Origin of the sequence: Mesorhizobium atlanticum, assembly GCF_003289965.1 — a bacterium.
Lineage (GTDB): Bacteria > Pseudomonadota > Alphaproteobacteria > Rhizobiales > Rhizobiaceae > Mesorhizobium > Mesorhizobium atlanticum.
Genome location: NZ_QMBQ01000011.1, coordinates 146,320 through 169,841 on the forward strand (window position 1 = coordinate 146,320; position 23,522 = coordinate 169,841).

General features: G+C 61.7%; 31 protein-coding genes and 1 pseudogene. 8 read left to right on the top strand and 24 right to left on the bottom strand.

Annotated features, from left to right (window positions below):
• Position 1 precedes the first annotated feature (1 nt).
• The 14 genes from DPM35_RS29225 to DPM35_RS29290 all read right to left on the bottom strand — a co-directional run bounded on the left by DPM35_RS29225 (position 2) and on the right by DPM35_RS29290 (position 10,549).
• Positions 2-1,990, bottom strand: coding sequence for a conjugal transfer protein TraG (locus DPM35_RS29225; RefSeq protein ID WP_112130880.1), 1,989 nt, complete (start codon positions 1,988-1,990; stop codon positions 2-4).
• A 35-nt stretch (positions 1,991-2,025) separates the two neighbouring features.
• Positions 2,026-3,765, bottom strand: coding sequence for a relaxase/mobilization nuclease domain-containing protein (locus tag DPM35_RS29230; protein ID WP_112130881.1), 1,740 nt, complete (start codon positions 3,763-3,765; stop codon positions 2,026-2,028).
• Between the two features lie 243 nt (positions 3,766-4,008).
• A complete protein-coding gene (locus DPM35_RS29235; protein ID WP_112130883.1) occupies positions 4,009-4,773 on the bottom strand; it encodes a lytic transglycosylase domain-containing protein in 765 nt (254 codons plus the stop codon).
• A 3-nt stretch (positions 4,774-4,776) separates the two neighbouring features.
• Positions 4,777-5,112, bottom strand: coding sequence for a DUF736 domain-containing protein (locus DPM35_RS29240; RefSeq protein WP_112130885.1), 336 nt, complete (start codon positions 5,110-5,112; stop codon positions 4,777-4,779).
• Positions 5,113-5,180: 68 nt separating this feature from the next.
• A complete protein-coding gene (locus DPM35_RS29245) occupies positions 5,181-5,726 on the bottom strand; it encodes a S26 family signal peptidase (RefSeq protein ID WP_112130887.1) in 546 nt (181 codons plus the stop codon).
• Positions 5,723-6,241: a DUF2840 domain-containing protein gene (locus tag DPM35_RS29250; RefSeq protein ID WP_112130889.1), complete on the bottom strand. Its 519-nt coding sequence runs from the start codon at positions 6,239-6,241 to the stop codon at positions 5,723-5,725. The genes DPM35_RS29245 and DPM35_RS29250 overlap by 4 nt, the downstream gene beginning before the upstream one ends.
• Positions 6,242-6,337: 96 nt before the next feature.
• Positions 6,338-6,619, bottom strand: coding sequence for a helix-turn-helix transcriptional regulator (locus DPM35_RS29255; protein WP_112130891.1), 282 nt, complete (start codon positions 6,617-6,619; stop codon positions 6,338-6,340).
• A gap of 129 nt (positions 6,620-6,748) precedes the next feature.
• Positions 6,749-7,078, bottom strand: coding sequence for a DUF2285 domain-containing protein (locus DPM35_RS29260; protein WP_245431694.1), 330 nt, complete (start codon positions 7,076-7,078; stop codon positions 6,749-6,751).
• Positions 6,990-7,514: a transcriptional regulator domain-containing protein gene (locus tag DPM35_RS33010; protein WP_245431695.1), complete on the bottom strand. Its 525-nt coding sequence runs from the start codon at positions 7,512-7,514 to the stop codon at positions 6,990-6,992. Before DPM35_RS33010 ends, DPM35_RS29260 begins: the two co-directional genes overlap by 89 nt.
• Positions 7,515-7,634: 120 nt before the next feature.
• Entirely contained in the window at positions 7,635-7,895 is a 261-nt protein-coding gene (locus DPM35_RS29270) for a DNA -binding domain-containing protein (RefSeq protein ID WP_181592209.1), read from the bottom strand.
• Between the two features lie 185 nt (positions 7,896-8,080).
• Positions 8,081-8,407, bottom strand: a complete 327-nt coding sequence (locus tag DPM35_RS29275) for a DUF736 domain-containing protein (protein WP_112130897.1) — start codon at positions 8,405-8,407, stop codon at positions 8,081-8,083.
• Between the two features lie 680 nt (positions 8,408-9,087).
• Positions 9,088-9,849, bottom strand: a complete 762-nt coding sequence (locus DPM35_RS29280; RefSeq protein WP_112130899.1) for a thermonuclease family protein — start codon at positions 9,847-9,849, stop codon at positions 9,088-9,090.
• 100 nt (positions 9,850-9,949) lie between these two features.
• Positions 9,950-10,159: a hypothetical protein gene (locus DPM35_RS29285; RefSeq protein WP_112130902.1), complete on the bottom strand. Its 210-nt coding sequence runs from the start codon at positions 10,157-10,159 to the stop codon at positions 9,950-9,952.
• Between the two features lie 6 nt (positions 10,160-10,165).
• A complete protein-coding gene (locus DPM35_RS29290; RefSeq protein WP_245431696.1) occupies positions 10,166-10,549 on the bottom strand; it encodes an excalibur calcium-binding domain-containing protein in 384 nt (127 codons plus the stop codon).
• A 129-nt stretch (positions 10,550-10,678) separates the two neighbouring features.
• Here DPM35_RS29290 and DPM35_RS32645 point away from each other — a divergent pair, with 129 nt between their 5' ends.
• A complete protein-coding gene (locus DPM35_RS32645; RefSeq protein ID WP_181592211.1) occupies positions 10,679-10,951 on the top strand; it encodes a hypothetical protein in 273 nt (90 codons plus the stop codon).
• 440 nt (positions 10,952-11,391) lie between these two features.
• Here the strand turns inward: DPM35_RS32645 and DPM35_RS29295 are convergent, their stop codons facing one another.
• Positions 11,392-11,601: a hypothetical protein gene (locus DPM35_RS29295; RefSeq protein WP_112130906.1), complete on the bottom strand. Its 210-nt coding sequence runs from the start codon at positions 11,599-11,601 to the stop codon at positions 11,392-11,394.
• An 81-nt stretch (positions 11,602-11,682) separates the two neighbouring features.
• Here DPM35_RS29295 and DPM35_RS29300 point away from each other — a divergent pair, with 81 nt between their 5' ends.
• Positions 11,683-11,886: a KTSC domain-containing protein gene (locus DPM35_RS29300; RefSeq protein ID WP_112130908.1), complete on the top strand. Its 204-nt coding sequence runs from the start codon at positions 11,683-11,685 to the stop codon at positions 11,884-11,886.
• 179 nt (positions 11,887-12,065) lie between these two features.
• On the opposite strand, the gene DPM35_RS29305 is transcribed toward DPM35_RS29300, so the two are convergent.
• A complete protein-coding gene (locus DPM35_RS29305; protein ID WP_112130910.1) occupies positions 12,066-12,251 on the bottom strand; it encodes a DUF3606 domain-containing protein in 186 nt (61 codons plus the stop codon).
• Positions 12,252-12,434: 183 nt separating this feature from the next.
• On the opposite strand from DPM35_RS29305, the gene DPM35_RS29310 reads away from it, so the two are divergent.
• Complete coding sequence (locus tag DPM35_RS29310) at positions 12,435-12,608, top strand: DUF982 domain-containing protein (RefSeq protein ID WP_245431701.1); 174 nt, start codon at positions 12,435-12,437, stop codon at positions 12,606-12,608.
• Positions 12,609-12,634: 26 nt separating this feature from the next.
• A pseudogene (locus DPM35_RS29315) lies at positions 12,635-13,225 on the top strand (SOS response-associated peptidase).
• A gap of 180 nt (positions 13,226-13,405) precedes the next feature.
• Here the strand turns inward: DPM35_RS29315 and DPM35_RS29320 are convergent.
• Both DPM35_RS29320 and DPM35_RS29325 read right to left on the bottom strand, forming a co-directional pair.
• Entirely contained in the window at positions 13,406-13,669 is a 264-nt protein-coding gene (locus DPM35_RS29320; protein ID WP_112130912.1) for a hypothetical protein, read from the bottom strand.
• Between the two features lie 13 nt (positions 13,670-13,682).
• Entirely contained in the window at positions 13,683-13,874 is a 192-nt protein-coding gene (locus DPM35_RS29325; RefSeq protein WP_112130914.1) for a hypothetical protein, read from the bottom strand.
• A 297-nt stretch (positions 13,875-14,171) separates the two neighbouring features.
• On the opposite strand from DPM35_RS29325, the gene DPM35_RS29330 reads away from it, so the two are divergent.
• On the top strand, positions 14,172-14,489 hold the full coding sequence (locus tag DPM35_RS29330; RefSeq protein WP_112130916.1) for a hypothetical protein: 318 nt from the start codon (positions 14,172-14,174) through the stop codon (positions 14,487-14,489).
• Between the two features lie 3 nt (positions 14,490-14,492).
• On the opposite strand, the gene DPM35_RS29335 is transcribed toward DPM35_RS29330, so the two are convergent.
• On the bottom strand, positions 14,493-15,314 hold the full coding sequence (locus DPM35_RS29335; protein WP_245431697.1) for a plasmid partitioning protein RepB C-terminal domain-containing protein: 822 nt from the start codon (positions 15,312-15,314) through the stop codon (positions 14,493-14,495).
• Complete coding sequence (locus DPM35_RS29340) at positions 15,311-16,873, bottom strand: recombinase family protein (protein ID WP_112130918.1); 1,563 nt, start codon at positions 16,871-16,873, stop codon at positions 15,311-15,313. Before DPM35_RS29340 ends, DPM35_RS29335 begins: the two co-directional genes overlap by 4 nt.
• A gap of 66 nt (positions 16,874-16,939) precedes the next feature.
• On the opposite strand from DPM35_RS29340, the gene DPM35_RS29345 reads away from it, so the two are divergent.
• The 3 genes from DPM35_RS29345 (at position 16,940) to DPM35_RS29355 (ending at position 18,999) form a co-directional block, all read left to right on the top strand.
• Positions 16,940-17,200 (top strand): type II toxin-antitoxin system HicB family antitoxin, encoded by a 261-nt coding sequence (locus DPM35_RS29345; RefSeq protein ID WP_112131006.1) that lies wholly within the window; start codon positions 16,940-16,942, stop codon positions 17,198-17,200.
• Positions 17,201-17,385: 185 nt separating this feature from the next.
• Positions 17,386-17,706, top strand: a complete 321-nt coding sequence (locus DPM35_RS29350; protein WP_112130920.1) for a YMGG-like glycine zipper-containing protein — start codon at positions 17,386-17,388, stop codon at positions 17,704-17,706.
• A gap of 261 nt (positions 17,707-17,967) precedes the next feature.
• Entirely contained in the window at positions 17,968-18,999 is a 1,032-nt protein-coding gene (locus tag DPM35_RS29355) for an acyltransferase family protein (protein ID WP_112130922.1), read from the top strand.
• A 57-nt stretch (positions 19,000-19,056) separates the two neighbouring features.
• Here the strand turns inward: DPM35_RS29355 and DPM35_RS29360 are convergent, their stop codons facing one another.
• The 4 genes from DPM35_RS29360 to DPM35_RS29370 all read right to left on the bottom strand — a co-directional run bounded on the left by DPM35_RS29360 (position 19,057) and on the right by DPM35_RS29370 (position 23,519).
• Positions 19,057-20,229 carry an acyltransferase family protein gene (locus DPM35_RS29360; RefSeq protein ID WP_112131008.1) on the bottom strand — a complete coding sequence of 391 codons (1,173 nt, stop codon included), beginning with the start codon at positions 20,227-20,229 and terminating at the stop codon, positions 19,057-19,059.
• Between the two features lie 474 nt (positions 20,230-20,703).
• Entirely contained in the window at positions 20,704-20,871 is a 168-nt protein-coding gene (locus tag DPM35_RS32650; protein WP_181592212.1) for a hypothetical protein, read from the bottom strand.
• Between the two features lie 352 nt (positions 20,872-21,223).
• On the bottom strand, positions 21,224-22,153 hold the full coding sequence (locus DPM35_RS29365; protein ID WP_112130924.1) for a DUF2493 domain-containing protein: 930 nt from the start codon (positions 22,151-22,153) through the stop codon (positions 21,224-21,226).
• Positions 22,154-22,469: 316 nt separating this feature from the next.
• The gene (locus DPM35_RS29370) at positions 22,470-23,519 is read right to left on the bottom strand and encodes a DUF7146 domain-containing protein (RefSeq protein ID WP_245431698.1); all 1,050 of its coding nucleotides are present in this window, start codon (positions 23,517-23,519) and stop codon (positions 22,470-22,472) included.
• Positions 23,520-23,522: the final 3 nt, after the last annotated feature.

The following is a 23,522-nucleotide window of genomic DNA, read 5'->3' on the forward strand; positions in this document are numbered from 1 at the left end:
CTTATAACTCCAGTCCGTCATCAGGATCGAGCGACACCTGCCGCGCCACGCCCTGCATGAGCCGCGCCAGGCGTCGATTGCGGATTGCGTCATCGTCATCGGAAACGTCGGTCGGCCCGATCTCGAACTCATTGTCGAGCGACGTCTGTGTTTCGACTGGCCGCGTACGATTGAGTTCGGGCTGCAAACGCCGCTCCGACTCGGTTGGATCTTCATCGGCTGGTAGGGGCGGGCCGAAGGCCTCCGCGACATCCGCTCGTGCCAAAACCGGAAGGTTGCTCCAGTCGTCAATGTGGGCCTGTTCGGACGCGACAGGCTCGGGCGGTGGAAGGACGCGATCCCGTAAGCGCACATCCTCGTAGTAGCGCGCCTTCGTCGCCCGGATCGGCGGCGCGCCCGCCAGCATCACGATCTCGTCCGTAGGAGGAAGCTGCATGATCTCGCCCGGGGTAAGCAGCTGTCTGGCTGTCTCTTGGCGCGATACCATCAGATGGCCTAGCCAGGGCGAGAGCCTGTGGCCAGCGTAGTTCTTCATCGCCCGCATCTCGGTTGCCGTGCCTAGCGCGTCGGACACACGTTTGGCGGTCCTTTCGTCATTGGTGGCGAAGCTGACCCGCACGTGACAGTTGTCCAGGATTGAGTTGTTCGGCCCGTAGGCCTTCTCGATCTGATTCAGTGACTGCGCGATCAGGAAGCTCTTCAACCCGTAGCCCGCCATGAAGGCGAGCGCACTCTCGAAGAAGTCGAGGCGGCCGAGGGCGGGAAACTCATCGAGCATGAGCAGCAACCGATGCCGGCTCGTCTTGTTGCGCAAATCCTCGGTCAGACGTCGTCCGATCTGATTGAGGATGAGCCGGATGAGCGGCTTTGTCCGATTGATGTCGGACGGCGGTACGACCAGGTAGAGCGTCGACGGCTCCTCGCCGCTGACGAGGTCTGAAATCCGCCAGTCGCAATGCCTCGTTACCTCGGCGACGACCGGATCGCGATAAAGACCGAGGAAGGACATCGCAGTGGAGAGCACGCCCGATCGTTCATTGTCCGATTTGTTGAGCAGTTCTCGGGCCGCACTGGCGATCACCGGATGCGGACCGGCGGGGCCGAGATGGGAGGTCTTCATCATTACGGAAAGCGTGGACTCGATGGGTCTTTTCGGATCGGAAAGGAAGGCGGCGACGCCAGCCAGCGTTTTGTTTTTCTCGGCATAGAGGACATGAAGGATCGCGCCGACCAGCAGCGCGTGGCTGGTCTTTTCCCAATGATTGCGCTTCTCCAGGTTTCCTTCCGGGTCGACCAGGATGTCGGCGATGTTTTGGACGTCGCGGACCTCCCATTCGCCACGGCGGACCTCCAGCAAGGGATTGTAGGCGGACGACTTCGAGTTGGTGGGATCAAAGAGGAGGACGCGACCATGGAGAGCGCGGAAGCCGGCAGTGATTTGCCAATTCTCGCCCTTGATGTCGTGGACGATCGCTGAGCCGGGCCAGGTCAACAGCGACGGCACCACCAGGCCGACACCCTTTCCCGATCGGGTCGGGGCGAAGCACAGCACATGCTCAGGTCCATCGTGGCGCAGATAATGGCGATCATAGCGCCCGAGCACCACGCCGTCGGCGCCGAGCAAGCCAGCAGCCTCCACCTCTTTGCGGTCCGCCCATCGCGCCGAACCGTAGGTGTAGACGTTCTTGACCTCGCGCGCCCGCCACACCGACATGCCGATCGCAACGATGATCGACAGGAAGCCGCCCGACACGGCGATCAATCCGCCCTCCAGGAAGATGGGCGGCGCATAGGCGTCGTAAAAATACCACCACCAGAACAGAGCAAGCGGATAGTAGACGGGCAGGCCGGCGAGTTCGAACCAGGGCGGACCGAGTTGCGGCTGGAACCCGAGGCGCCACGCGGTCCACTGCGTCGCCCCCCAAATCGTCGACATGACGATGAGGAAGACAGCGAGGATCTGACCCCAGAGAATTTTCGTAGCGGACATGGCATCGTCCTCTTTTCGTGTTGTTCTTCCTGTTGTCAGAGACCGAGCCCGCGCTTGCGGGCAAAGCTCCAGTCGATGCCGCCGTCACTGCGAGCGACACCGGAAACGTGTTGGCCGAAATGTCTCTCAAGGGAGGGCGTCCAGGGAACGAGCTGGAAACCAAGCCCGTCATCGATCATGGCGAAGCGGCCGGAGGCGAGCGCGAAGCGTTGGCGGTAAGCGCCGGCGACGTAGTCGCCACCGACAGCCCGATTAAACGGCTTTCCGCTATCGGCCGCGAGCTTGTCAGCAAGCGTCTCCAATTCGCGGCGGCGCAGCGTATCGAGCAGATTGCGAGTGAAGGTAATCCGGTGGCCTTGCCGCGCCGCGAGACCCTGATTGAGAAGATGTTGTACCCGGCGGTCCAGGGCGTCGCGCACATCCGCGCCGAAGCCCGCTTCGGCCAGCGCCATAGGCTTAGGCGCGACGGCCTGCCGATCAAGCCAGGTGGCACCGGCTGCCGTAACCTGTTCGTCCAAGCCAAGGTCGGAGCGAACAGCGAGCGCGACCCGACGCTTGCCGCGCGCATCATCGAATTTGCGTAGCTCTACGATCGATCCCGGCGAAGCGTCGCCAGCCGCTTCCAAGTCGGAAAACCTGATGTGATGGGCGCGGCCGTCGACGCCGTCGACCAGCGCATATGCCGTTCCTCTCAGTTCATCATCGAGCCCGCGATCGACCAGCCGGCCGACAATGGGTGTATCCAGGTTTTCGGCGGCCAGAACATAGCTGCCCGACCCATGCTCGATCCCTCGCTCGGTCAGCGCGCGGTGCATGCGCTTGATGATGTCGCCACGCTCGCCGAGCTCGCGCAACGTCGCTTCGGCCGTTTCGCTGATGACCCACTGGCCTGGACCGACCTGATCCGCGAGTCCAAACGCTTCGAGCTTGCGCAGACGCCCGATCTTCAGCGCGTGATATTCATCCGGTTGCGCACGAAGGCGTGGGGCGAGATCGATGACCCCGGTGCCGCGGCTGTCCCGCAGCAACTGGCGATCGAGCTGCGTCCATCGTTCGGACTGGATCTGCTGTTCGAGCGCGCGGCGGATGTCGAGATCGGTTCGCGGCCCCAGTTCCTGTGTGATCAGGTCGCGAGCCCTGTCGCGCATCCCTTCCTTGATGTAGTCGCGCGAGATGACGAGATCCTCGCCATTGTCTCGCGTGCCGCGGACGATCAGATGAACATGGGGATGCTCGGTGTTCCAGTGATCGACAGCAACCCAATCGAGCCCTGTGCCGAGGTCCTTCTCCATCTGCCCGACCAGACCGCGTGAAAAGGATCTGAGGTCCGCCATCTCGAGGGCGTCGTCGGGAGAGACGATGAAGCGGAAATGGTGCCGATCGTTCGCGGCGCGCGCCGCGAAGGCCGCACCGTCAGCATCACCCTGCTCCGGACCGAACAACCTCGCGTTCTCTCCGTCCCGGGTGACGCCCTCGCGCCGCAGATAGTCGAGATGCGTGGCGAGCAGCGTCGCCCGTGCGGCATGACGGACCACCCGAGCTTTGACTACGACCCCGCGCGAGCGTGAGGTAATCAGGCGATTGGCCTGGATGGTGGCGCGCTGACCGTGACCGAACCGGGAGCGATCGCCGGAAACCACGCGGCCCGAGCGAGAGATGCCGCCGCCAGCTTTCTTCGCTGCGGCCAGCGCCTGGACGACGAAGGGCCGCGCAGCTTGAGCGCGCGTCGAGCGGATGCGGCCGGGCCGAATGCGAAACGTGCGCTCATCGGCCATGGCGCTGTCCCGCAATGTGGGCAAATGGACGGGAACACAAGCCTTCTGGCGTTCGCCGCACATTGCCCGGACGGGGCGCAATGTGCGGCGCGCGCCCGGAAACCTCGCAAACCCAAACGTCCGACCGACGCGCAAGGTGCGCCCTTTTATCCTGCCATTGTTCGGTCGTGTCGCCCGCGCCTGCCCCACCCGCTCGCCAAGGCACGATGGTGCACGAATTTACGCGAAGGACGCTGAAGCGGCTCATGGCGCAGACCTGTCGAGCAGTTCGTGCATAAACAAGTGGCTAGCTTCGGGTGGGTTGCCGCGCGCAACTCCCGCCAAAGGCGTATCGTCGCGCGAGCGGCGGAGCTGCATCAAACCGCCGGCCGGCCTGCCATTTGCTTGCCCGGCGAACAGCGGTGCCCGTCTCCAGTCACGTGCAGTGGAGATGACTGGGCTGAGAGCTTTCGTTGTAGGTGTGTTGCCGATGGCGGATGCAACGACAGCGACATAGGCAAGGGTTTCCCGAGGCAGCCGCCTGCCTTGCAGCGAGGCCTCGTAGCGTCCGGGGCCAGCGTTATAGGCGGCAATCCAGCCAGGCGATCCGTAGCGATCAAGCAACTCGCGGATGTAGGCCGAGCCCGCGATGATGTTGTCGTGCGGGTCGTAGGGATCAGCGCCGAGGCGGTACCGAGCGCGCAGCTCGGACCAGGTGTCAGGCACGATCTGCATCAGCCCCATCGCTCCCTTTCGCGATGTCGCGCGTTGATCGCCAGCACTTTCGGCGCCAAGGACCGCGCGGATCCAGGTCGGCGGAAGGCGGAAGCGCTTCGCCGCCTCCGCGATGTGGATTTCGTAACGATCGCGCGCCGTCGGTGTGACGGCGGGCGACCCTTGCGCCGGCGCGGTGGCGGGAAGGATACAAGGGACGTGGAGCCCGCCAAGCAGAATGAGAACCAGGCGCCAGATCGCGCGAGACAACGTGTGCGTTCTCACTCTGCCCGTCGGCAGACGACGCGCCGACATTGCTTAGTCCTTCTCGGCGCGGTCGCGCTGTCTCGACCATTGCAAAGACCAGGATTTCCGGTCGTCGCCATTCTGAAACAGGTATGCGCGGATCGGCTGCGCGAATGTCGGGTCGTCAATCTGCAGCGATACGAACTCTCCGGCCTTCTCGCTGGTGTGTTTCCAACCTGCCCCGATCATGCTGCCGTCTTCGCCGCCGGCGTGCACACGATAGTCCGGCGCATTGTCCGCATCGCTCGCCTCGGCCGCGACGATCGCGACCGCAAGGTCAAGACTGAGCGTACGAATTCGCCCCGAATACCCGGTCTGATGGCGGATAAATTCTCCGATCTGTGGCATGACTTTCTCCTGTCTTTGATGAGTGCGGTGAGGATTGACGGCCCGAAAGCCTGCCGCCGATGGCGCGCTCACCGCGCTGCCGCGCGCCAATGGAAGCGGCCGTCGCCCTGCTCGTCGGTCCACAGCGGGACCGCACGGCCAATGATGTGATCGGTGGAGACGAGGCCGAAGTAGCGGCCATCGAGACTGTCGCGGGCTTGGCGGTTCATCAGGAATACGGCGCCGATCGGGATGCGCAGACAGCCCTGCCAGGTCGGCAGGCCGCGGCCGACGTGATCGCGCTCAAGCGCAACGCCCACGTCAGAGCCGTCGACCGCAATCGTGAACTTGTTGCGGCACACGGTTTGACCGGAGACTGCAAGAATATGCTTCAGCAGGAGCACGCCTTTCGGCAGATAGCCGCGCCCGGCAAGGAATGTTGCAAGCGGTTCGGGCGGTTTCACAGCGACGAGATCGCTCACTGAAAACGCCCCTGCGCTGTCGACGCGGTAGAAGCCGATCGGCGTGCTGGCCGACGCGTTCCAGACAAGCTTCGTTGGGACCGGCTTGAGAACGGAGCAGAGCGTTCCCATCGCAGCAAGTGCCGTAATGAGGACAATCGGTGACCTTATCATGGCTGGACCTGCCGACGCAGGAGATAGGCCCGGTGGAGATCCAGTGTATAAACACGAGGCTCCTGCCCGATCGTGATTCGGTTATGAACGTGCCGCCAGTGATCGGGCGAGACCGCTCCCGGCGCGACGCCGAGTTGCTCGATGCCATCGATCGCCTGCAGCACCCGCTCGACCTTGGGCCACCCTTGAGTTGTGAGCAGAATGTCACCGCCAGGCCGTACGAATGGCAGTGTCTGATGGGCGTCGCCCGAGGCGACCGCGCGCACGATGTCGAGGCGCGAGATGATCGTGCCGTAGTCGTTCGCCGCCCATCGGACGAAGGCGAAGATGTCACCGGGAGGAAAGGAGACGATGCGCCGATGTCGATCGAGAACCTTCTCCCGAGCGACCGAACCGAAGCGGATCCAGCATTCGATCTTCTTCTCGACCCAGGTCAGCTCGACATGAGTCAAGCATTCGTCGGTGATTGTATCTGGCGCAGATTGGCCTGAACGGAAGTCAACGACGGTGCCCATTGGCCTGTCTCCTGAACCTGCGGAAAGCAACCCCGATGCGTGACTGGAGGTGCGCCTACGCGAGCGTGGGCCGCGTATGCATGATCCGAGTAGGGCTCAGCGCCCATAGCGTCCGCCCGGCGCGAAAGCGGCTGGCGGATGGCGCTTGGCAGGCAGCACGGAACCGCGAGGGTCGGAAGTCGACGTCACCGCGCCGCGCTGAGCCCAAGCCTGGAGGTCCTCGACGGCATAGACGACGCGGCCGCCAAGTTTGCGGTAGGCGGGACCTGTGCCGTAGGTGCGGTGCTTCTCGAGCGTGCGGGAGGACAAGCTGAGGAACTCGGCGGCTTCCTTGGTACGCAGAAAGCGCGGTGGCAAAACGGCTAGATCTGGTCGCATTTGTCGGGCCTCCGTGGGGCTTCGGTGAGCCGCCGGTGTCCAGCGGCGGACGGCGATCACGGTGGCGTAAAGGTGGCTTCGCGAGGGATGGGGAAGATTGGGGGCCTGAAATTGCCCCCTCCCCAGGCGCTAGGCGCGCGGGCGGTGGCGCAACAGTTGCAGATAGCCGCCGGCAATCAAGGTTGCGCCGCCCTTGACCAGCCCGATCACCGTGTCGCGAAGCGACGACGTTTTCCACGGATTGGAGGCAACTCGTCCTGTCCCATAAAACGCGGTCGCAATTTCGCGGTAGCTGGCGCCGTTCGTGCGACCGTCAGCCGCCTGCATCATCAGGCGCAGGCGACGCCTCTGCTGAACCGTCATCCGTGTATCAGGCGGCACGTGTCTCCCGTGACAGGAGCGCCAGAATCGAACCAGAGCCTCGACTCGCCCGAGCGTTTGGGTGTCGAGCGGGATCAAGGCCGTGAGAGACCGGCTCGCCGCGCTGGCGGGGAGGAGGAGAAGCTGTGTTGCAATTCCCCTGTCGCGGATGGCATGGAAACCTTGCGGACTCTCGCGCGGTGTACCGACCTCGACAGGCGCTGTCGGGGATTCGCATGATAGGAAATCCGGCGATGGCATGAGGGTCACCACCGCGGGGTCGGCAAGCGGTGACCACAGAACGTCTTGCGTCAATGCGGACAAGTCGGGTCGAGCCGCGAAATCGCAACCCCCAGCGTTCCTGCGCTTCGGTCGGGAGGGGATTCCTTTCGGTTCCGTCACGCACAAGTGCCAGATAGTGCCTCTGATAGGCGTCGGAGCGGCGCAGACATTCCCATGCCAGGCCTTCGACCGGCAGGTCGTCGAAGAACTCGTAGCTGGTATTGTCTCGCCAATGCGACGTGTCGGGCTTCATCGGGCGCTCCTCGCTAAAACTGCAAGTCGTGCTCGAATCGATTCCCGGCGCTGGTGAGCGGCGGAAGACCCCGTAAACGCATCGGGTGATGCTCCTTCAGCATCACCATGCAAAAATTTGCTAGGTGTCAGTTTGGCGCAGAAGGTGACGGTAGCCGGTGTGCGCCATCCAGCGCGCCCGCGCCAGGTAGCTATTGTAAACACGTCGAGCCCGCTGCGGCTCCTTGACCGGGTCGATGCCGAAGAGAACTTTGATCACCTCGCGCCAATCGGCGCCTTCGGCGTCAGCGTCGAACAGGCGCATGTAGAGCTTAACATGGCTGCGATCATAGTCTGTGAGTTCGTCCCCCGTGGGAGCGGCGTCGTCGAACGGCTCAATCATGATTTGCATTTCCCCAACATGCGAGACGTAAAACACAAATCTTACAGATGTCACGTAGGTGCCGGAGGAGGCTCAAAGAGCATCACGCGGTACTGTGCCCGCATCGCTCGATTGCGCATTTCCCGCTCCAGTCGGGCACTTGAGGTTCCGCCCGGTTGGCCCGGGCGGAACCGATCGTCTGTCCCCTATTCCGCGTTGCGTCGGCTCGGGCGGGACCAGATCAGGCTGTAGCCCTCGCCGTCTTCGTCGTCGAAGAGGTTTGCGAAGATCGGGGCGGTGAAGCTCGGATCGTCAAGCTTGAGGCCCAGATAGTTGCGGCCCTCATTGGACTGCTTAGCCCAGGCGGCGCCAATCTCTGCTCGGCCGACGAAGACGCGGTGGCTAGGGGCGTTCTCGCCGTTGGCGCGGGTTTCTGGGAGGATGCGGACGCCGCGGGCCTGGACGCTGAGCGTGACGATCTCGCCAGTGAACTCGTTGTTGCCGGACTTCTTGAAGGTGCCGATGGTAGCCATGATAGTTCTCCTTGATCCTGTCTGTTTTCGAGCCGCACCATTGCGGTCTCGATGGTGGTCGGCAGGTCGAAGGCGATCGTCAGCGCACCCAGTGGGCCGAAGCGGAGCGGAGGATGGCGTGGGAACGACTTTGTTGTTTCGCGAGGAATGACGGCGCAGCCGTCAGGGGAAGAAAGTCGCGAGCTGCCATTGCGACACCGACGGTCGAGGCAAACGCCGGCCTTCAGACCACAAACACCCATCGATGAGACCGCCTCGGTGCGCTCACTACGCTGGGTCCGGAGAGCTTTGGCGGGCATAGCCGACCCGGTCGGCGACCGACGTCCCGCTCGATTGGTAAGCTCGCTCAGCCCGGGGCACCCATCTGCGCCTCCCTGATGAGTGCCTTGCGAATAGCGCTGACAGCGTGCTTCGACTCGCATCGCAGAGGTCGCCGGTCGGTCTTGACTCCAACGGGCGTGCCAGGCAGCGCCTCAGTAAAACGCATCCAAGATTGCCCCCATACCCAGCTCGAGACCACGGGCTCGTGAACCGTTGGTCGTCGTTGTTCGAGAGTGCCGTGCTTCGGTCCTCAGGGAGCACCGGTTTCGTCGCTCGTGCAATGTGGGCTCGAACGTCGTGGTGATCGGAGTAGCGAGGCCCGCATCGGACGTCACGCGCCCGAAGGGTGTCCAGAGGCACTATTGCTTTGAACGCCTCCAGCCGGCCGCCACCGCGTCCGCTTCTGAGCAGAACCACCTTTCGCCCTTGGCTTGGCTGATGATGGTGACGCTGTAATATTTCTGCCCTGGCACGTGATAGATCCGCTCTCCTTCCGCCGAAATGTTGCCCTTGATGTTGCAGCTGGCATTGCCGCCGCCGAGTGCGAAGGTCGGCATCGCCGGCGCCTGCGCTTCATCGCTGTGCTGCGCCCGCCAGTCCCATGGCGCTTGGAAGTTGCCGACCCATAGGCCCAGCTTCCCAGCCTGCGCCTTGTCCTGTTGCGCTGCATAGGCGCCGTTGCTGTATTTCGGCCAGTCCAGCGCTTGCCCGTGCTCGACCATCCAGGCGGCGGCGTCCACCCCGTCAGCCCGCGTGCAGTTGCCGACAAAACGCCCGTAGCGGTCCCATGTCACGAATGCGCATTGCAGCGGCCTCGAGGCTGCCAGGAATTTGTCCAGCGCTTCGGCGGAGCGGCGGCCGCAGGGATATTCGAAGCCTTTCGCGTCGTCGCAATATTGCCGGCTCTCCGGTGCGTCGATGCCGTTGAAGCGCACGCGCTGGCCGTGGATCTCGATCGTGTCGCCGTCGATCACTGAGGCGACGCCGGTGAGCGATACTGGCCTCGGCTTGATGATGTTTTGCAGGTTGATTTCCGGCAGCGGAGCACTGTTGTGCATGATGAATTGCGTGACCAGGGCGGAGATCGCAGCGACTGTCACGAGAACGAGACGAAGCGGCACGCTTGCCCATCGCTTAGCGCGTGAGCGTCGCGCGCCAGTGCGGCGCCGTCGCTGATCAGAGCGATTGTCATAACGGGATCTGTCCAAGCCCTCTAGCCCACTAGCCCTCTTTGAAGAGCCTCTTGAGGATGCTCCAGAAGCTGACCGTGGTCCGGTCATAAACCCGGTTGTAAACGGCTCGCTTGGGATTTGTAATCCAGCCCATGCCCCGCGGCGCTTTCAAGCCGAGCTGCTGCTTCACCATCCGCTTGACCGACGTCCGCGCGGCCAGGCTGCGTTTGATGCTTGGCTTCCGGATTCCGAACTTCAAAGGTGCCTACCTTTCACAGCCAATGCCGTCGTGGTCGCGATCCAGATGGTTGGGATCAGATCTGACAGGGACCGGCCCGGCTACGACCGGGTTGTTGCCGCTGCCATCCAAGCAATCGAGGTCGCGTGTGCTGCCACCGCCTTGCTGCGCGGCGCCGACGAGCGGTGTTCCACGGTAGCGCTGAACGACGGCGGCCGATCGCTGCCCGTCCCCTTCAATATGCGTGTTGTTGTTGTTCGGATTGAACGGATCGACCATTTGCATAAGCGAATTGGCATTGTTTGCGTCGCCGGACGCAAGCGTCATCGTATCGTAATTGTTCAAATAGTCTGCAGCACAGCCCGACAACAGCACCACACTCGCTGCGGCAAAATACGATCGCAAATCCACTGAGGCATCCCCCGACACCGGCTGGCATAATGCTTCATTTGCATTTTGTTGTCGAATCCGAGTTTGGCGGCTTGCCATTCGGGGCAAGCTAAGCAACGTTGGCGGCGGGTTTGAATTTTTGGGGGGACTATGAAGCGGTTTGCTTTAACCGTCGCTACGATCGTTTGCATTGCAGGCTGCGCGACACCACCGGACAAAATAGCAGGCGTACCGAATGCTGGCCCCTGCACCCAAGCCGACAAAGAGCGCCTGGCGACGCTGACTAACCAGCAGAACAAGGCCGCGAACGGCGACGCGCTTGGCGTCTTCCTCATCGGCGTGCCGGTCGCGTCGATGTCCGGCGGCGACCACGAGACCGAGATCGCCGTGCTGAAAGGGCGCTGCGGACCGCCCAAGACCTGACAGTCCGGGTTGCAGTCAGCGCAAAAGCCCGTCAGGTCGCGGTCGAGCACATCCTCGATGTGGCGCGGTCGAATACGTGGAAGGTGATTTTTCCTGGCACGGCCGCGAAGCTTGACTGTTCTGGTCCCCGCGCTCTGCAGCCGGCACTCCTTCGGTTTGGCGATAGCGCGAGGGCGCACTGGTAGGCTGCTTTTCTTGGGACCTAATGTCGCTCTTGATACAGACGGGAGCGCTAGGTCGCTGTCCCTCAGCCGCCGATGTCCATTTAAAGTTGTTACCGCCGATGACGGTCAACATATGGGAAATCAGCCTTGCGGAACATTGAAGCCAAGCGGCAGTTCGGATGGCGGTGAGGCATTTCCCACCGCTATGTCGTCGCGATCGGTCTTGCATTTCCCGACTTGAGCCCGAGCGGGTGCCGATCCGTTGCGGGCTCTTTTCTATTGATGCCGGCGTAGGTCGGCCGCCAGTGTTTCGAGAGCGTTTACGTCTTCCGCGTAGGACTGCCCTTGTGCAGGGTAGCGCTCCATTTGCTGACGATAGAAAGTCAGCCACTTGTGCAGATCGGCGATCGGGAACGTCCCTCGCCATATGCCTTTCTCAAGCGTGAATGTGCCCGTCGCCGAATCGTAGGTCGCTGTCGTCTTCATGGGGAGGCGTTATAGGTTCACACCCCTGAAACAAAAGCCGCGTCCCCAGCGTTTGCGAATGCAAACTTGCAAGGTGCGCCATTGCCATCCACCTCGATCAAGAAGACAGAGTACGATCCGACCAGCAGGATCCTCTCTGTGTGGTTCGTGGCCAGCGGCAAACGCTACGATTTTGAGGGGGTTCCGCCTGAGACCTACGCAGCTTTCCGGTCGGCATTCGTCAAGGGCCGCTTTTTCAACAACCATATCCGCGGTCATTTCCGGTATCGCCGCATTACCGATTAGCTGTCTAGTTTCAAGCGGCTCATGCTCGTCTTGGAGCTGGTGCCACATAACCTGTCTGATGTCTTTGAAGTCGACGACCTGGCCGCACGTCTGGCAGCGATAGAAGTCCGAGTTCTGAATCGAGCCCGGCGGGCGGTGCACCGTCACCCCTTTCGGCCGGCCGAGCTCGGAAAGCCTCGTCATCCTCGAAGCTTCCTCGCCTCGCGCTCCAAAATCTTTCGGTCGTTGCCGTGCTCGCGGATCAGTTCACGAACCTGCTCTGGCGTGATGCGATGCTGCTTAGCGAAGTAGCGAACCTCGTAATCCTCATCCGCCGACACTCGGTCGCGGTCCCTAAGGTCGCGTTTGGTTTTGTCGTCTGCCATAGCTGCTCCTCCTATCAAAAAACCGCGGCGGCGACCGAATGTTCCCATTAGCTAAGACTAACGGAACCGACACCATGGTGGCGAATTGAGTCCCGTTCGTATCGGGGAGGTGGTGTGCAGGACCAGCGATTTGAGAAGCCAGTGAGGGTCGCGCTCGGCAAGTCAGGCAACACGATCTATACGGTGGATCGCGTCGCTCAGGCGGCCGATATTCTCCTTAATCGATGGCCGACGCCAACCGGACAGAAGCACATGGCCGCCCGAAAGGCTTGCCTCAGCGTCCTCCAGGGACTCAAGAGCGCACGGGAAGCTCGCGAAGCCTTTGTTGAGGCAGCTTTAGGGCTGATATCCTGGTAGAGCGCGATCCATTCGGATGATCTTCCATGTGCAACGACTTTGAGCAGCATATCGCCTGGGCCGAATATTGCCGGATGATGGAGTCGCTGGCACTGAAGATCCCGACCCATCAAACCGAGCTCGATCTTCCCCAAGCTGACGATATCCGCATCAACGACCCGGGCCAATCATCCGCGCTGCCGGCGGCGAGGTTGAACTGGCGTCGATGACGTTTGGCTTTCCCCCTTCTGGACCGAAGGGAGGGCCGGTGTTCAACTTCCGGTCGGGAGGCCGCCGTTTCGCTGACAGCAAACGGTGCCTTGTGCCGGCATCGGCGTTTTTCGAATTCACGGGCACTAAGTACCCGAAGGCCAAACACCGCTTCACGCTGAACGGCGCTCCGTTCTTGGCCATTGCCGGGCTCTGGCGATAGGCGACAGGCAACAAGCCGCCCAGCTTCACAATGCTGACGACCGATCCGGGGCCGGATGTCGCGCCGTTTCACAATCGGCAGGTGGGTCCTTCAGCCTGAGAATTGGAGGGCTTGGCTCGATCTGTCGAGACCGGAGAGCGAGTTGTTGCGAGCCTTGCCGGCGGGATCGTTGTCCGTCGAAACGGTGCGGCCAGAGCGCGCCTGAGTTCGGTCGCTCAATGCATCACGCTGAGCGGACCAACGCCCAAAACGCGCTGATAGGCGCCATTGTGGTCTACCGCCGCTTTTATTGGGATGCGGTGTCTGCCGGCGCCGTCAGGCGGTAGAGCCGATGGATCTCAGACCACGGCAGACATCGGGTGCAGCGGCCGCACATTGTGCCTACTCACTCCATGTCAGGGACGTCGCCGCTGACAAACAGCGTCTCTGGCGGTCCATAATCCCCAAGCGCCGGATCGGCATCACGGCTCCGGGCTATAGCGTCGACGTGCTTGCCTGCTAGTGCTTTGGCAGTCCGAATTGCCCGTTCTTCGCTTTGCTGATCTGCCGGGCCGTACATCGGAAATAGCTCCCCATCGTCGCCCCGGTCAAATGCGACTACGACGATCAGCTTCGGCTTTTTCTGCTCCGGAAGGACGTGGGTGGTCATTCAACGACCTTTCTCAGTTGAGCGGCGCCGATCCGGCCTCCAGCGCGTCTATCGCGTCGAGCACCGCTTGGCGCTTTGGCTCGATAGCCTCATCAGGGTGGAAGCCCGCGAGTGACAGCGACGTGTAGGCAACCGTTACAGCGCTGACGAGTTGCTGCGCTTTCGAGCTATCCGGGATCTCAGCAGTGGCGGCGAGAGCAAGCAAGAAGACCTATCGTCGTGTCCGATGGCTCTTGGTCTGACGGAAAACCCATATCATCCCATCCCTCAACCGCGAATGAGCCCTCAGCGGCGTCCTCGGCCGCAATGCCGGCTTGATCCAGCACGGCGCGTGCGGCACAAATTCCACGCTGTTTTTCCTCAGGGGTGGCGCCCCTGGCGTCCATCATAATGTCCATGACCGGCCTCGCTGTGGCTGCCTGCTAACAGTGAACAAAATAGGAACACCCGAGTCAAGGGGGACCCCTTGACGACGTAGGATTATGTTCCTCATTTCAGTCACATGCCGGAACAACCCGAGAAGTGGCCGCGAGGCGCGGCGTGGACCCTGACACATGCCCATGACGCGGGGCAGGCGTGCGGCATCCGCTGCGGTAAGTGCAACGTCAAACGCTTCTACAAGCCGCTCGAACTGCGCGAGGTCATCGGGAACGTCACGATCGACGAGGTTCGGGAAAAGGTGCGCTGTCAGCAATGTGGCAGCCGCGAGTGGATGGACGCCGAACTGTTCCACCCGACCGGGGAGCAGGCTCACACGATCCGCTATCGGCGCCTAGTCCAGATCCGATGGGAGAAGCGGGTGATCTGGCGGGATGAGTAGACCCTAATTGAAAACAGGTAGCGATAAGCTGTGAAACTCTTCAAAGCGGCCAGGGAAATTGCGTGCCAGATACCGCACCACGCTAGAATTATTCATCAGCCGGTCAAAATAGCGGCAGGCGGCGACGAGTTCCAGGCTGGCTGGTCCGCGCCGGTCAAGCGCGCCTAAAAATGCGCCGCTAAGCTTGGCCAACTCCTGCTCCATTTCTACCCGCCGGTTTTCGGAAAAACTGGAGAGTTCATGCAGCGGCTGGATATCCTTAACCAGGAGCGACAGAGGTGTGAGGGCGACGAGCATCTTCACGTAGTTGAGACTGACCGGGCCCCTGGCAATCATCAAGCGCGCAATCTCCATTTGCCTAACGGGGTGCACCAGTCGCAGCAACGCGAAAAGCCCAGCCGGCCCGGTACAGTCCCTCAGCAGAGCGAGCACCTCCGGGCAGATCTCGCCGGCAGAAGTCGGATTGGCCTCTGCGGAGGCGGGTTGCGATGAGGTGTGTGCGGGCGGCGAGTCGCTGAATCTCAGCGCCAACGTCTTTGGCATCGCAGCAAGGCCTTCGGATGCCAACAGCGCGCGGAACTGCGGGTCGCCTGTTATCAGGCGAACCGTCACGGCGATCCTGTTCAGACGCCGCTCCAGTTCTTCCACCTCTTCGACGAAGACACGCTTGCGTCTGCACTCGGCCTCGTAAATCCTGAGGAATTCAGGAGTAGAACGGCGCATTTTCGGGCGTAGCTGGTCGGAGGCCAACGCGCCCGCATGCCGGCGGTCACTGTTGAGGAGAAGCTGGTAGGCAGCTTCGCGTTTCAGCCGCTTTGGCTTCATGTTGCGCTCGCGATGGCCGCTCGCTCCGCCAACGCAACCAGCGGCATGAATGTAGGAAAGACATAGGAGTCCAGGCGCGCTCCATTGTGGGCATGCAGATCAACTTTGCCCGCGATCTCACGCGCGGGAGCGATCAAATAGTCTCGAATGGTGAGGTCGCCGGGACTCATCCGGATCAGGACAAAGATGTCCGGCAGCGGCTGCTGACCAGCCTTCGAAAACCAGCGTGGATAACCGAAGTGGGAAACCCTGCAGCGTGCTATCGCTATCGCCACGGTTATCTCCTCGTTGATCCGCACGATGCCCGTATCCACGTCATGGGTCGCAACAGCGCCCCGCTTTTCAACTGCGGCCAGCAAATTCTCAATCACCTGCAACCTCACAGTGTCCAGTTGCCGATTAACGCTGAAGTAGCGGAAATTGTTGGGCGCTTGGTATCCGATTAGCTCATATGCCTTGAGGAGAGATCCGAACCGCCACCAGTATCGTTGGGCGGGCGGGCAATCGGGCGCGTCCTCAATGATAAAGGTGGATAGCGCACCCCGGCGTGCCAGTAGCGCCTTTAGGGCGTCCAACATCTCCTGATCGGACATGCGGCGATGGATGATCTTAAGCAAAGCCTGAGCTCGCCTGAATAGCTTGTGGTCAACGATCGGCTCGAGGACGTTTTCCACCCGAAGCCACTGTTCCGGAGGATTGTAGAACCGATGGCTTTTGAGCTTGGTCGAGCCCCGATTCCAGACGCTATTGCCAATGTAGTTCTCGTTGGTCAGCAACGAGTGGACAGCTTCCCGCGTCCACGGGCGCCCCAGGTCGGTCAGCACGCCACGCTTGTTGAGCGTTCGGGCGATCTCAAGCTGCGACTTTTGTGTTCTGACAAAGTGCTTGAAAATCCATCGCACTGTCGCGACCTCTTCGGGCGGCCCGTGGACCAGAACGATGCGATCTGTTTGCAGGTTCTTATACTCGTAGGACGCCAGGATGCCTTTTGGACGCCCATGTTGATCGACAAGCAGGCGCCGCAGGCCAAACCCCGCTTTGCCGCCCTGTCGAAAACCCATCCGGATTAGCCTCGCCTGGCCGACGAAGACTTTCTGCGACAGCATTCTGCTGTGCTCCGCAGCCATGCTACGCTTGATTGCCTTGAGCACATCGGATCCGATGCTGCCGTCGTTTGCGAACTGTTCGGCGCAGAATTCGATCCGCACTCCTGCCATCTGGCACCGGTACTCGTACGCGGCGCTCTCATCGATGTTCTGGAAGCGCCCCCATCGGCTGACATCGTACACCACAACGGTCTCGAAATCGGCACTCCCGCTCTCGACGTCGGCTAGCAGTTGCTGAAGGCCGGGGCGCCCTCCGAGGTTGAGACCACTGCGGCCCGCGTCCTCGTAGGTGGCTACGATGTCGTAGCCCATGATATTCGCATAGTCGCGGATGGCATCCCTCTGGTTTTCGATCGAGTAGGCTTGGTACTCGGTCGACATGCGCAGATATTGTGCCGCGCGAACCTTCCGCCGCCCTGCAGGAGCGTTGCGGGCCGCTGTAAACTCGTCCATCGCCTTGCACCGTCGTGCCGGCGCTATAAACTAGTGGTCGATGGCAGTGCGGCAAGGGGAAGGCTAGTGCGCAAGTACGTCGGGCTGATCCACAAAGAGGACGCCAGCGATTACGGAGTGTCCTTTCCCGATTTGCCAGGTGTCGTTACGGCTGGCGCAAGTCTTGGCGAGGCGTGCGAGCTCGCCGAACAAGCTCTCGACTTCCACGTTGAAGGTCTGATCGACGACGGCGAGACTGTTCCTGATCCCACTTCCCTTGAGAAGGTCATGGCCGGCGCCGACGGTCGGGAAATTGCAACCATCATGGTTCCATTGAGGACCCGCTGAAAAGTTACTGGCGGGAGAGTTGCCTTTCCCGTTTGGCAACCATGCCGTTCAACTGCCGGGAAACCGTGATTCACTTCGTGAGCGAGCTCCGCCGCCGTTCCGCCGCAATGCGCCCGCACTTGGGCGAAATCGCCCCTGTTTTCAACCTGTTGTCATTTCCCTGGGGCTTCAGAGGAGTTCTAGTGATGATCATCAAGAAGGCTATTCTGGCCGTGCTCATGACCGCGGCGCTTGCCGGCTGCGAGACGCAGACCGAAGGCCAGCAGCGGGCCACCACCGGCGCGCTGATCGGCGGGGCCGGCGGCGCGCTGGTCGGCCAGGCGATCGGCGGCAACACCAAGAGCACCGTGATCGGCGCCGCGAGCGGCGCACTGCTCGGCGCCGTCGTCGGCTCGGCCACCACCCCGCAGGAGCCGCGCGGCCGCCAGATGTGCCGCTACCAGGACCGCTACGGCCAAATCTACACCGCGCCCTGCGACGACCGGTACTACCGCGGCGATTACTGATCGTGTCGGGTCTTCCTTCTCCCCGTTAACGGCTCTCGTTACGGGGAGAAGGTGCCCTCCCTTTCCCGCCGGCCAGGGAACCGTTGTGGACGCATACCAGTAGCGTGCGCCGCAAAAGGTTCTTGTGCGACGCAGCAATCAATGCGTAGATGGATTTGGGCGACGCTGGCGGGTTCGGGATAACCGGAGATCGGTTTGAGACCTGAGACAACCCACTTCGACGCCTTGCACGGCTTACGAGGCATCGCCGCTGTTCCAGTGATGCTTGGTCATTTCAGCGAGCTTACGGCGCAGCATCTTGACCTGGCACCGTCGGGCTTTCTTGCCGTCGACCTGTTTTTCCTGCTGAGCGGCTTCGTGATTGCCCATGCCTATGACGAGAAATTCCGAACTGGGATGTCTTTCTGGCAATTCGCGGAGGCCCGGATCATCAGGCTTTACCCGCTATATTTCGCGGCCATTGGTGTCTTCATGGTCGGCGTGGGCGCGGTCGTCGCAACGCAGGGTCTAAGCTCCTACTCGCGGCTGGATTTGCTTGCGAGCCTTGGGTTCTCTCTCCTTTTCCTCCCCACGCCGCCGTCGCTCTCCATTGGCCCAGATGTGCTTTTTCCGCTGAACGGTCCGGCTTGGTCGCTCTTCTATGAACTGGTCGCCAACGCAGTCTTCGCCGCGCTGGCCCTGAAGCTTGCTCGCCGCTCGCTGGCCGCCATCTTCAGCCTTGGTTTCCTGGCGCTGGCGCTCATGGCCTGGCACGGCGTCATCCTGGGCGGCGGCGCCCATTGGGACGGAACGATCGCGGCTCCCGCCCGGATCACCTTTTCCTTCTTCCTCGGCGTTTATCTGCGACGATATGCGACCGGGGTCAGCCGAGACGGCAATCTTTACATGCCGGTCCTGCTTGCGCTTTGCGCGGGACTGATGATCTTCCGCCCTGCCGCAAATGCGCAATTGTACGATCTGGCGATCATAGTGCTGGTCTGGCCCTGGCTTGTTCTGTTGGCCTCCCGCTTGCGGCTATCGGGCTTCTGGCGCGCGTTCGCCCTGTTCTCCGGCAATATCTCCTACGCCATCTATGCGCTTCACACGCCGCTGATCAGGATCGTGAACATCCTGGACGAATCCCTCACCGGAACCCCGTGGAACCAGCACGGCCTGCCATTCGTCGTGGGAACATCCATCTTCGTCATCGCTGTCGCGGCTTTCGCGCATTATGTCTACGACACAAATGCCCGAACCCTGCTGCGGCATATGCTTTCGCTGCGGCGCGCACGCGAGGAGGTGACGCAGTTCTAGACTAGCCGGGGCCTGCCGAACATGACGGCGGGCCGGCGATGGCGGCTTTGATTGCTGCTATTCGGCGGGACTTGGCTCAAGCGCCGGCTTCTTACGTGCAAACCCGCGCAACACCAGGCGGCCGAGTTGCTGCCCGGGCATCTCGATGAGCCTGTAGGTCACGAAGGACAGAAGACAAACCGCGGGCAGCACGATCGCCAGCACGATGGCGAAGCGCAGCGGTGCGCCGAGGCCGTCGCCATAACGGGTAATTACGAAGGCCGCGACAGGCTGCAGAACCAGAAGGTGGATCAGATAGATGCTGTAGGACAGTTCGCCCAGCACATGAAAGATGCCTCCGCCCAATGCGACGGCGACTTTCCGCGTCACGACGCCGGCAGTGCCGGGCAGCATCCGATAGAGGACTAGGGCAAAGAACCCAAGCACCAGCGCTTCGCGTATCAGGAACTTCGAAAGGCCGTGGCCGTCGCCGAAGGGGATCGCCGCGAGCGCCATGGCCAAGGCCAGATGCAGCAGCGGTCGGGGTTGGCTCTGCCCCAGGACGCCCGCCAGAAGCATGCCGCACAGGAAAACCTGGATCTTTAGCGGCAGGAAGGACGGCATAGGGAAATGGACAGACATTGACTTCAGGACCGCCACCGCCAGGGCGCCGAGCGCCGCTATGACGATCGCGCTCCAGAGCCAGCCGAAACGGCGCACAGCAAGCATCAGCGCCGGGAACACCGCATAGAACTGCATTTCCAGCCCGAGGCTCCAGTCGGGCAGCGGCGTCCGGTAGGCGAAGTTCGGGGAAAGGCCGAACAGGAATGTCAGATGGGCGAAAATGTTCTTCAGGCTGCTGTCGAGGTAGCGCTCGGGCGCCTGCGGCACACGACCCACGAATGCGTCGATGACTGTCCGCGACTCATAAACATACGGGCCGAGGGCCAGTGCGAAGAACAGCATGACGTAGAACAGCGGCGCGATGCGGAAATAACGCCGCGTCCAGAATTTGAGCCAGGTTTCAGGCCTTTGCCAGGGCTCCTTGTCCCGGCGCAGCTGATAGTGGAACACCATCAGGAAGCCGGAAAGCATGATGAAGAGATCGACGCCCAGCGCAGGGTCGCCTAGCACCGGAAGATGCCAGCCGGTCAGGAGCAGGCAGTGGCCGACCAGCACCCACAATGCGGCGGCGGCGCGAAGGCCATCCAGGCATTCGATGCGCGATGACTCGGTAAGGCGACTATTCATGCTGCATTGCAGCATGGCGAGCGAGCTCCGAATGTCAACCCTCGACGGTCCACCAGCTGAACCTCGACAGGATCACGTTCCCCAAACACACCGCAGATACAGACCGCGGAAGGATCGCAGCAGTCCGGCGTCCGAATCTGACTCCAGCGGTCTATGTGCAGCGCTATAGCGGGCGGCTGCCAATATCCATGCCATGATTAAGCCCAGTAGCTAGGCAATGTTGGCAAAGCCCTTCGTGTTTCGTGCACGTGCGGCAGCAAGGTTTGCGCGAAGGCGCATATCGGCGGCAAGGCGCGGGCTTACGGCCTGTGGCGCAGGATCTCAGCAACGACGAGGAATATCCGCTGGTGGTTTGGGTCTTTGCAAACGATCCTAGGTCTCTTTGCGCCTTCTGCGCGGCGTCAAATTGCCAATGATCATTGGGAGCTGTTGGGCCCTCGCGGTCCTTGGCAATTCTGAGCAGAATTGCCTCGGCTATTCGGCGTAGGGATCGATTTCACCGACGATCTCGCTAAGGTCCCCATCATATTCGTCCGCGGGCGCAACGGCGAGCGAGCCGTCGCCGGCACGGAAGATGACGATGCTGACCATAAGGCTGGTGGCGAGGCTGAAGGCGAAGGCGTTTGCTTCTGCGAGGGACATCGGTCCGGCTCCTGGTTGGAAGCGGAGATCCATCCCCGCGTGACAGGTGCCCGATGTGTCCAGCCGAGGGCCGCAATCACCGTGAAGGCGAAGCTGAATCGGCGGCACGCTTTGCGTAGTCCGACCCTTTACGGGTTGATGGCATCAGGCCTTCGGATGGACCAAGGAATCGCGCTAATGAACGCGAGGATCGGTTCCCCGTTTCGGTTCCAGGAGCCGGAGAGTCGTGAAGCTAGATGCTAGCCTGTCGCACTCATCGTGGCCGCACTAGCAAGTGCTGCGGCCTGACATGCTCCGGCAACAGCATTGGCGTGGCGAGCATGTCATTTGTCTCGCCGACAAAGGGAACTGCTCAGGGGGGCCCGAATTTCATAATCGGAATGCCAAGCTTGCGGGCTTTGTCGGCAAGGTTGTCTTGGATGCCTGTGCCGGGGAAATGAATAACGCCGATAGGCAAAGTGTCGAGCATGACATCATTGCGTTTGAAGGGAGCGGCTTTGCCGTGTCTAATCCAGTCAGGTTTGAAGGCGATCTGAGGGACCTTGCGGCTGCCAGCCCATTTGGCCGCTATCAGTTCAGCGCCCCTGGGTGATCCGCCGTGAAGCAGGACCATGTCCGGATGCTTGGAATGAACCTGATCGAGTTTCGCCCAGATCAACCGATGGTCATCGAACTCGAGCCCGCCGGTGAACGCGACCTTTGGCCCTGGCGGCAAATGCAACTGGCGGTCGGCATGGCTCTTAGCGGCGAGGAAGTCGCGGCTGTCGATCATCGCCGCGGTGAGATTGCGGTGGTTGACCTTGGAGCCAGCGCGCGGGCGCCAAATCGCGTGGGTGTAGCGCTCGAAGTGCTCGGCAGCCTGGTCACGCATCAACTCGAAGGCATCACGGCGTTCGAGCAGTGTCTGACCTTGGGCGATCAGCCGTTCAAGTTCGACTGACTTGACTTCGGTTCCGTCCTGTTCGCGCTGCAGGCGCTTCTGCGAAACCTCGTTGTCGTCAAGTTCGCGTTCGATCCGATTGGACGCGCGTTGGAAGAGGTTGACCGCACCCCAGAGCAATTCGTCGAGGTCCGGCTCCAAGCGCGTTTCGGAGAGCGCCACCACGAGGGCATCGAAGATGTCGGCAATGCTGGCTGTGATGGCGCCTACCTCGGGGAGTGGGCGCGGATCGGGCTCGTCCTCGAACGGCCGGTAGCCGTAGAGTTGGAGTTCCTGCAGGACATGATCCATTGAGGATGACGCATGCGGTGGTTCGAAGTCGAGGTGATCGTCGTCGCTCATGGCGGCTTCCCTTGTCCGGATTGGCCGCGCCCATCGCGGCCTTCATGGCGATGGAAACGACGGGCGGTTCGGACGTGCACTCGCGGCGCCAGCCAAGGGCCGGAACACCAGTGGAGGATGGCGAAGCCCGGCTATTTTGTCTCGCGATGGAAAGGCCCGCTGGGCCGCCGGAAAATAGCCGGGCGCAGCCATTGCCAGACCAGACCGACTGGCGCACCGATCGCCCTCTAGAAGGCCGTGGCGCCGGCCTCTACCGACAGAGGCGCCGACATTGCGACAGCCACCGACAGAGACATGGTACCCCGCCTCTTTCCGGTCAGATCGCCCCCGGCATGAACCGTGCGACATCGTGCGGCGTGATCTGCACCCGCAAGGTCGCCCTGAGCGCATCGAAGCCAAGCCGACGTAGATCTTCGTTGAAGTCACCGAGTTGTGGCGTCAGGACGATTGCTTCGATCCCGGCGCAATTGGCGCGCTCGATGAGGGTGGTCATCGCTCCATCGCCGGCTGGGTCGTTGTCGCGGGCCATGTAGAGACGCCGAAGTGTATTAGGGAAGATGATGGCTGCCAGATGCGCTGCCGAGAGTGCCGCAATCATCGGCATGTCGGGTAGTACCGAGCGTTGCGAAAGCATGGTCTCGATCCCCTCTCCGGCTGCCATCACGTCCGCGCATACGCCGAAGCGGACCGCGTGCCCGAGCAGGTCGCCCATAGCCCGACGCGGTGTTTCGATCGGTGCTCGGCCTAGGTGATCCTCACCAAAGCCGGCAGGATCGAGCCAGGTGCGATGCGCGCCGGTAAGTTCTCCGTTGAGGTCGGTCACTGACGCGATCATTGCGGGCCAAGTCTGGGTGGGTTCCTCCTCGTCGGCACGGTAGTAGCAGCGGGGATGAAATCGAAGGCTGCCGGTTTCATGCAAGGCCGTTATGCCACGTGCGCGCAAGTACGTTTCCACGAGCGTCCGGGAGATCGGATGCGAGATAGAGAACAGGCGTCTCGCGGCCTCGACAGAGCCCGTTGGAGCAGTCGATCGCTTCTCGCGTTCGCTAGAATCCGGAGTCAGGTCGGGCATCGACAAAAATCTGCGCGCTTCGTCGGCCACGTCCTTGAAATCAACCAAGCCGGTCGATTCCCGAATGATGTCGAGCAGATCGCCATGCTCGCCAGTGGCGGCGTCGGTCCATTTGCCGGCCGAGCCCTTGCGAGAGTCGTTCAGCCGCACGTACATCGATCTACCTGGCATGTTTCTGGCGTCACCAACCTGCCAATAGTTGCCCTGGCGTCGGCCGTTTGAGAGATAGTTGCGACAGACCGCCTCCGCCTGGCGGCCGAGACGGCGTGCAAGGTCATGGGAGTTTCCGGTCACAGC

Bases quoted from the DNA above. Each gene is read 5' to 3' on its own strand.
- DPM35_RS29295 (WP_112130906.1), bottom strand. From the start codon at position 11,601: ATGAAGACGACAGCGACCTACGATTCGGCGACGGGCACATTCACGCTT.
- DPM35_RS32650 (WP_181592212.1), bottom strand. From the start codon at position 20,871: ATGTCCCTCGCAGAAGCAAACGCCTTCGCCTTCAGCCTCGCCACCAGC.
- DPM35_RS29365 (WP_112130924.1), bottom strand. From the start codon at position 22,153: ATGAGCGACGACGATCACCTCGACTTCGAACCACCGCATGCGTCATCC.
- DPM35_RS29330 (WP_112130916.1), top strand. From the start codon at position 14,172: ATGCCGGAACAACCCGAGAAGTGGCCGCGAGGCGCGGCGTGGACCCTG.
- DPM35_RS29360 (WP_112131008.1), bottom strand. From the start codon at position 20,229: ATGAATAGTCGCCTTACCGAGTCATCGCGCATCGAATGCCTGGATGGC.
- DPM35_RS29225 (WP_112130880.1), bottom strand. From the start codon at position 1,990: ATGTCCGCTACGAAAATTCTCTGGGGTCAGATCCTCGCTGTCTTCCTC.
- DPM35_RS29355 (WP_112130922.1), top strand. From the start codon at position 17,968: ATGCTTGGTCATTTCAGCGAGCTTACGGCGCAGCATCTTGACCTGGCA.
- DPM35_RS29255 (WP_112130891.1), bottom strand. From the start codon at position 6,619: ATGCGACCAGATCTAGCCGTTTTGCCACCGCGCTTTCTGCGTACCAAG.
- DPM35_RS29350 (WP_112130920.1), top strand. From the start codon at position 17,386: ATGATCATCAAGAAGGCTATTCTGGCCGTGCTCATGACCGCGGCGCTT.
- DPM35_RS29250 (WP_112130889.1), bottom strand. From the start codon at position 6,241: ATGGGCACCGTCGTTGACTTCCGTTCAGGCCAATCTGCGCCAGATACA.
- DPM35_RS29245 (WP_112130887.1), bottom strand. From the start codon at position 5,726: ATGATAAGGTCACCGATTGTCCTCATTACGGCACTTGCTGCGATGGGA.
- DPM35_RS33010 (WP_245431695.1), bottom strand. From the start codon at position 7,514: ATGAAGCCCGACACGTCGCATTGGCGAGACAATACCAGCTACGAGTTC.
- DPM35_RS29335 (WP_245431697.1), bottom strand. From the start codon at position 15,314: ATGAAGCCAAAGCGGCTGAAACGCGAAGCTGCCTACCAGCTTCTCCTC.
- DPM35_RS32645 (WP_181592211.1), top strand. From the start codon at position 10,679: ATGAAGCGGTTTGCTTTAACCGTCGCTACGATCGTTTGCATTGCAGGC.
- DPM35_RS29320 (WP_112130912.1), bottom strand. From the start codon at position 13,669: ATGACCACCCACGTCCTTCCGGAGCAGAAAAAGCCGAAGCTGATCGTC.
- DPM35_RS29230 (WP_112130881.1), bottom strand. From the start codon at position 3,765: ATGGCCGATGAGCGCACGTTTCGCATTCGGCCCGGCCGCATCCGCTCG.
- DPM35_RS29235 (WP_112130883.1), bottom strand. From the start codon at position 4,773: ATGTCGGCGCGTCGTCTGCCGACGGGCAGAGTGAGAACGCACACGTTG.
- DPM35_RS29240 (WP_112130885.1), bottom strand. From the start codon at position 5,112: ATGCCACAGATCGGAGAATTTATCCGCCATCAGACCGGGTATTCGGGG.
- DPM35_RS29305 (WP_112130910.1), bottom strand. From the start codon at position 12,251: ATGGCAGACGACAAAACCAAACGCGACCTTAGGGACCGCGACCGAGTG.
- DPM35_RS29275 (WP_112130897.1), bottom strand. From the start codon at position 8,407: ATGGCTACCATCGGCACCTTCAAGAAGTCCGGCAACAACGAGTTCACT.
- DPM35_RS29340 (WP_112130918.1), bottom strand. From the start codon at position 16,873: ATGGACGAGTTTACAGCGGCCCGCAACGCTCCTGCAGGGCGGCGGAAG.
- DPM35_RS29270 (WP_181592209.1), bottom strand. From the start codon at position 7,895: ATGATTGAGCCGTTCGACGACGCCGCTCCCACGGGGGACGAACTCACA.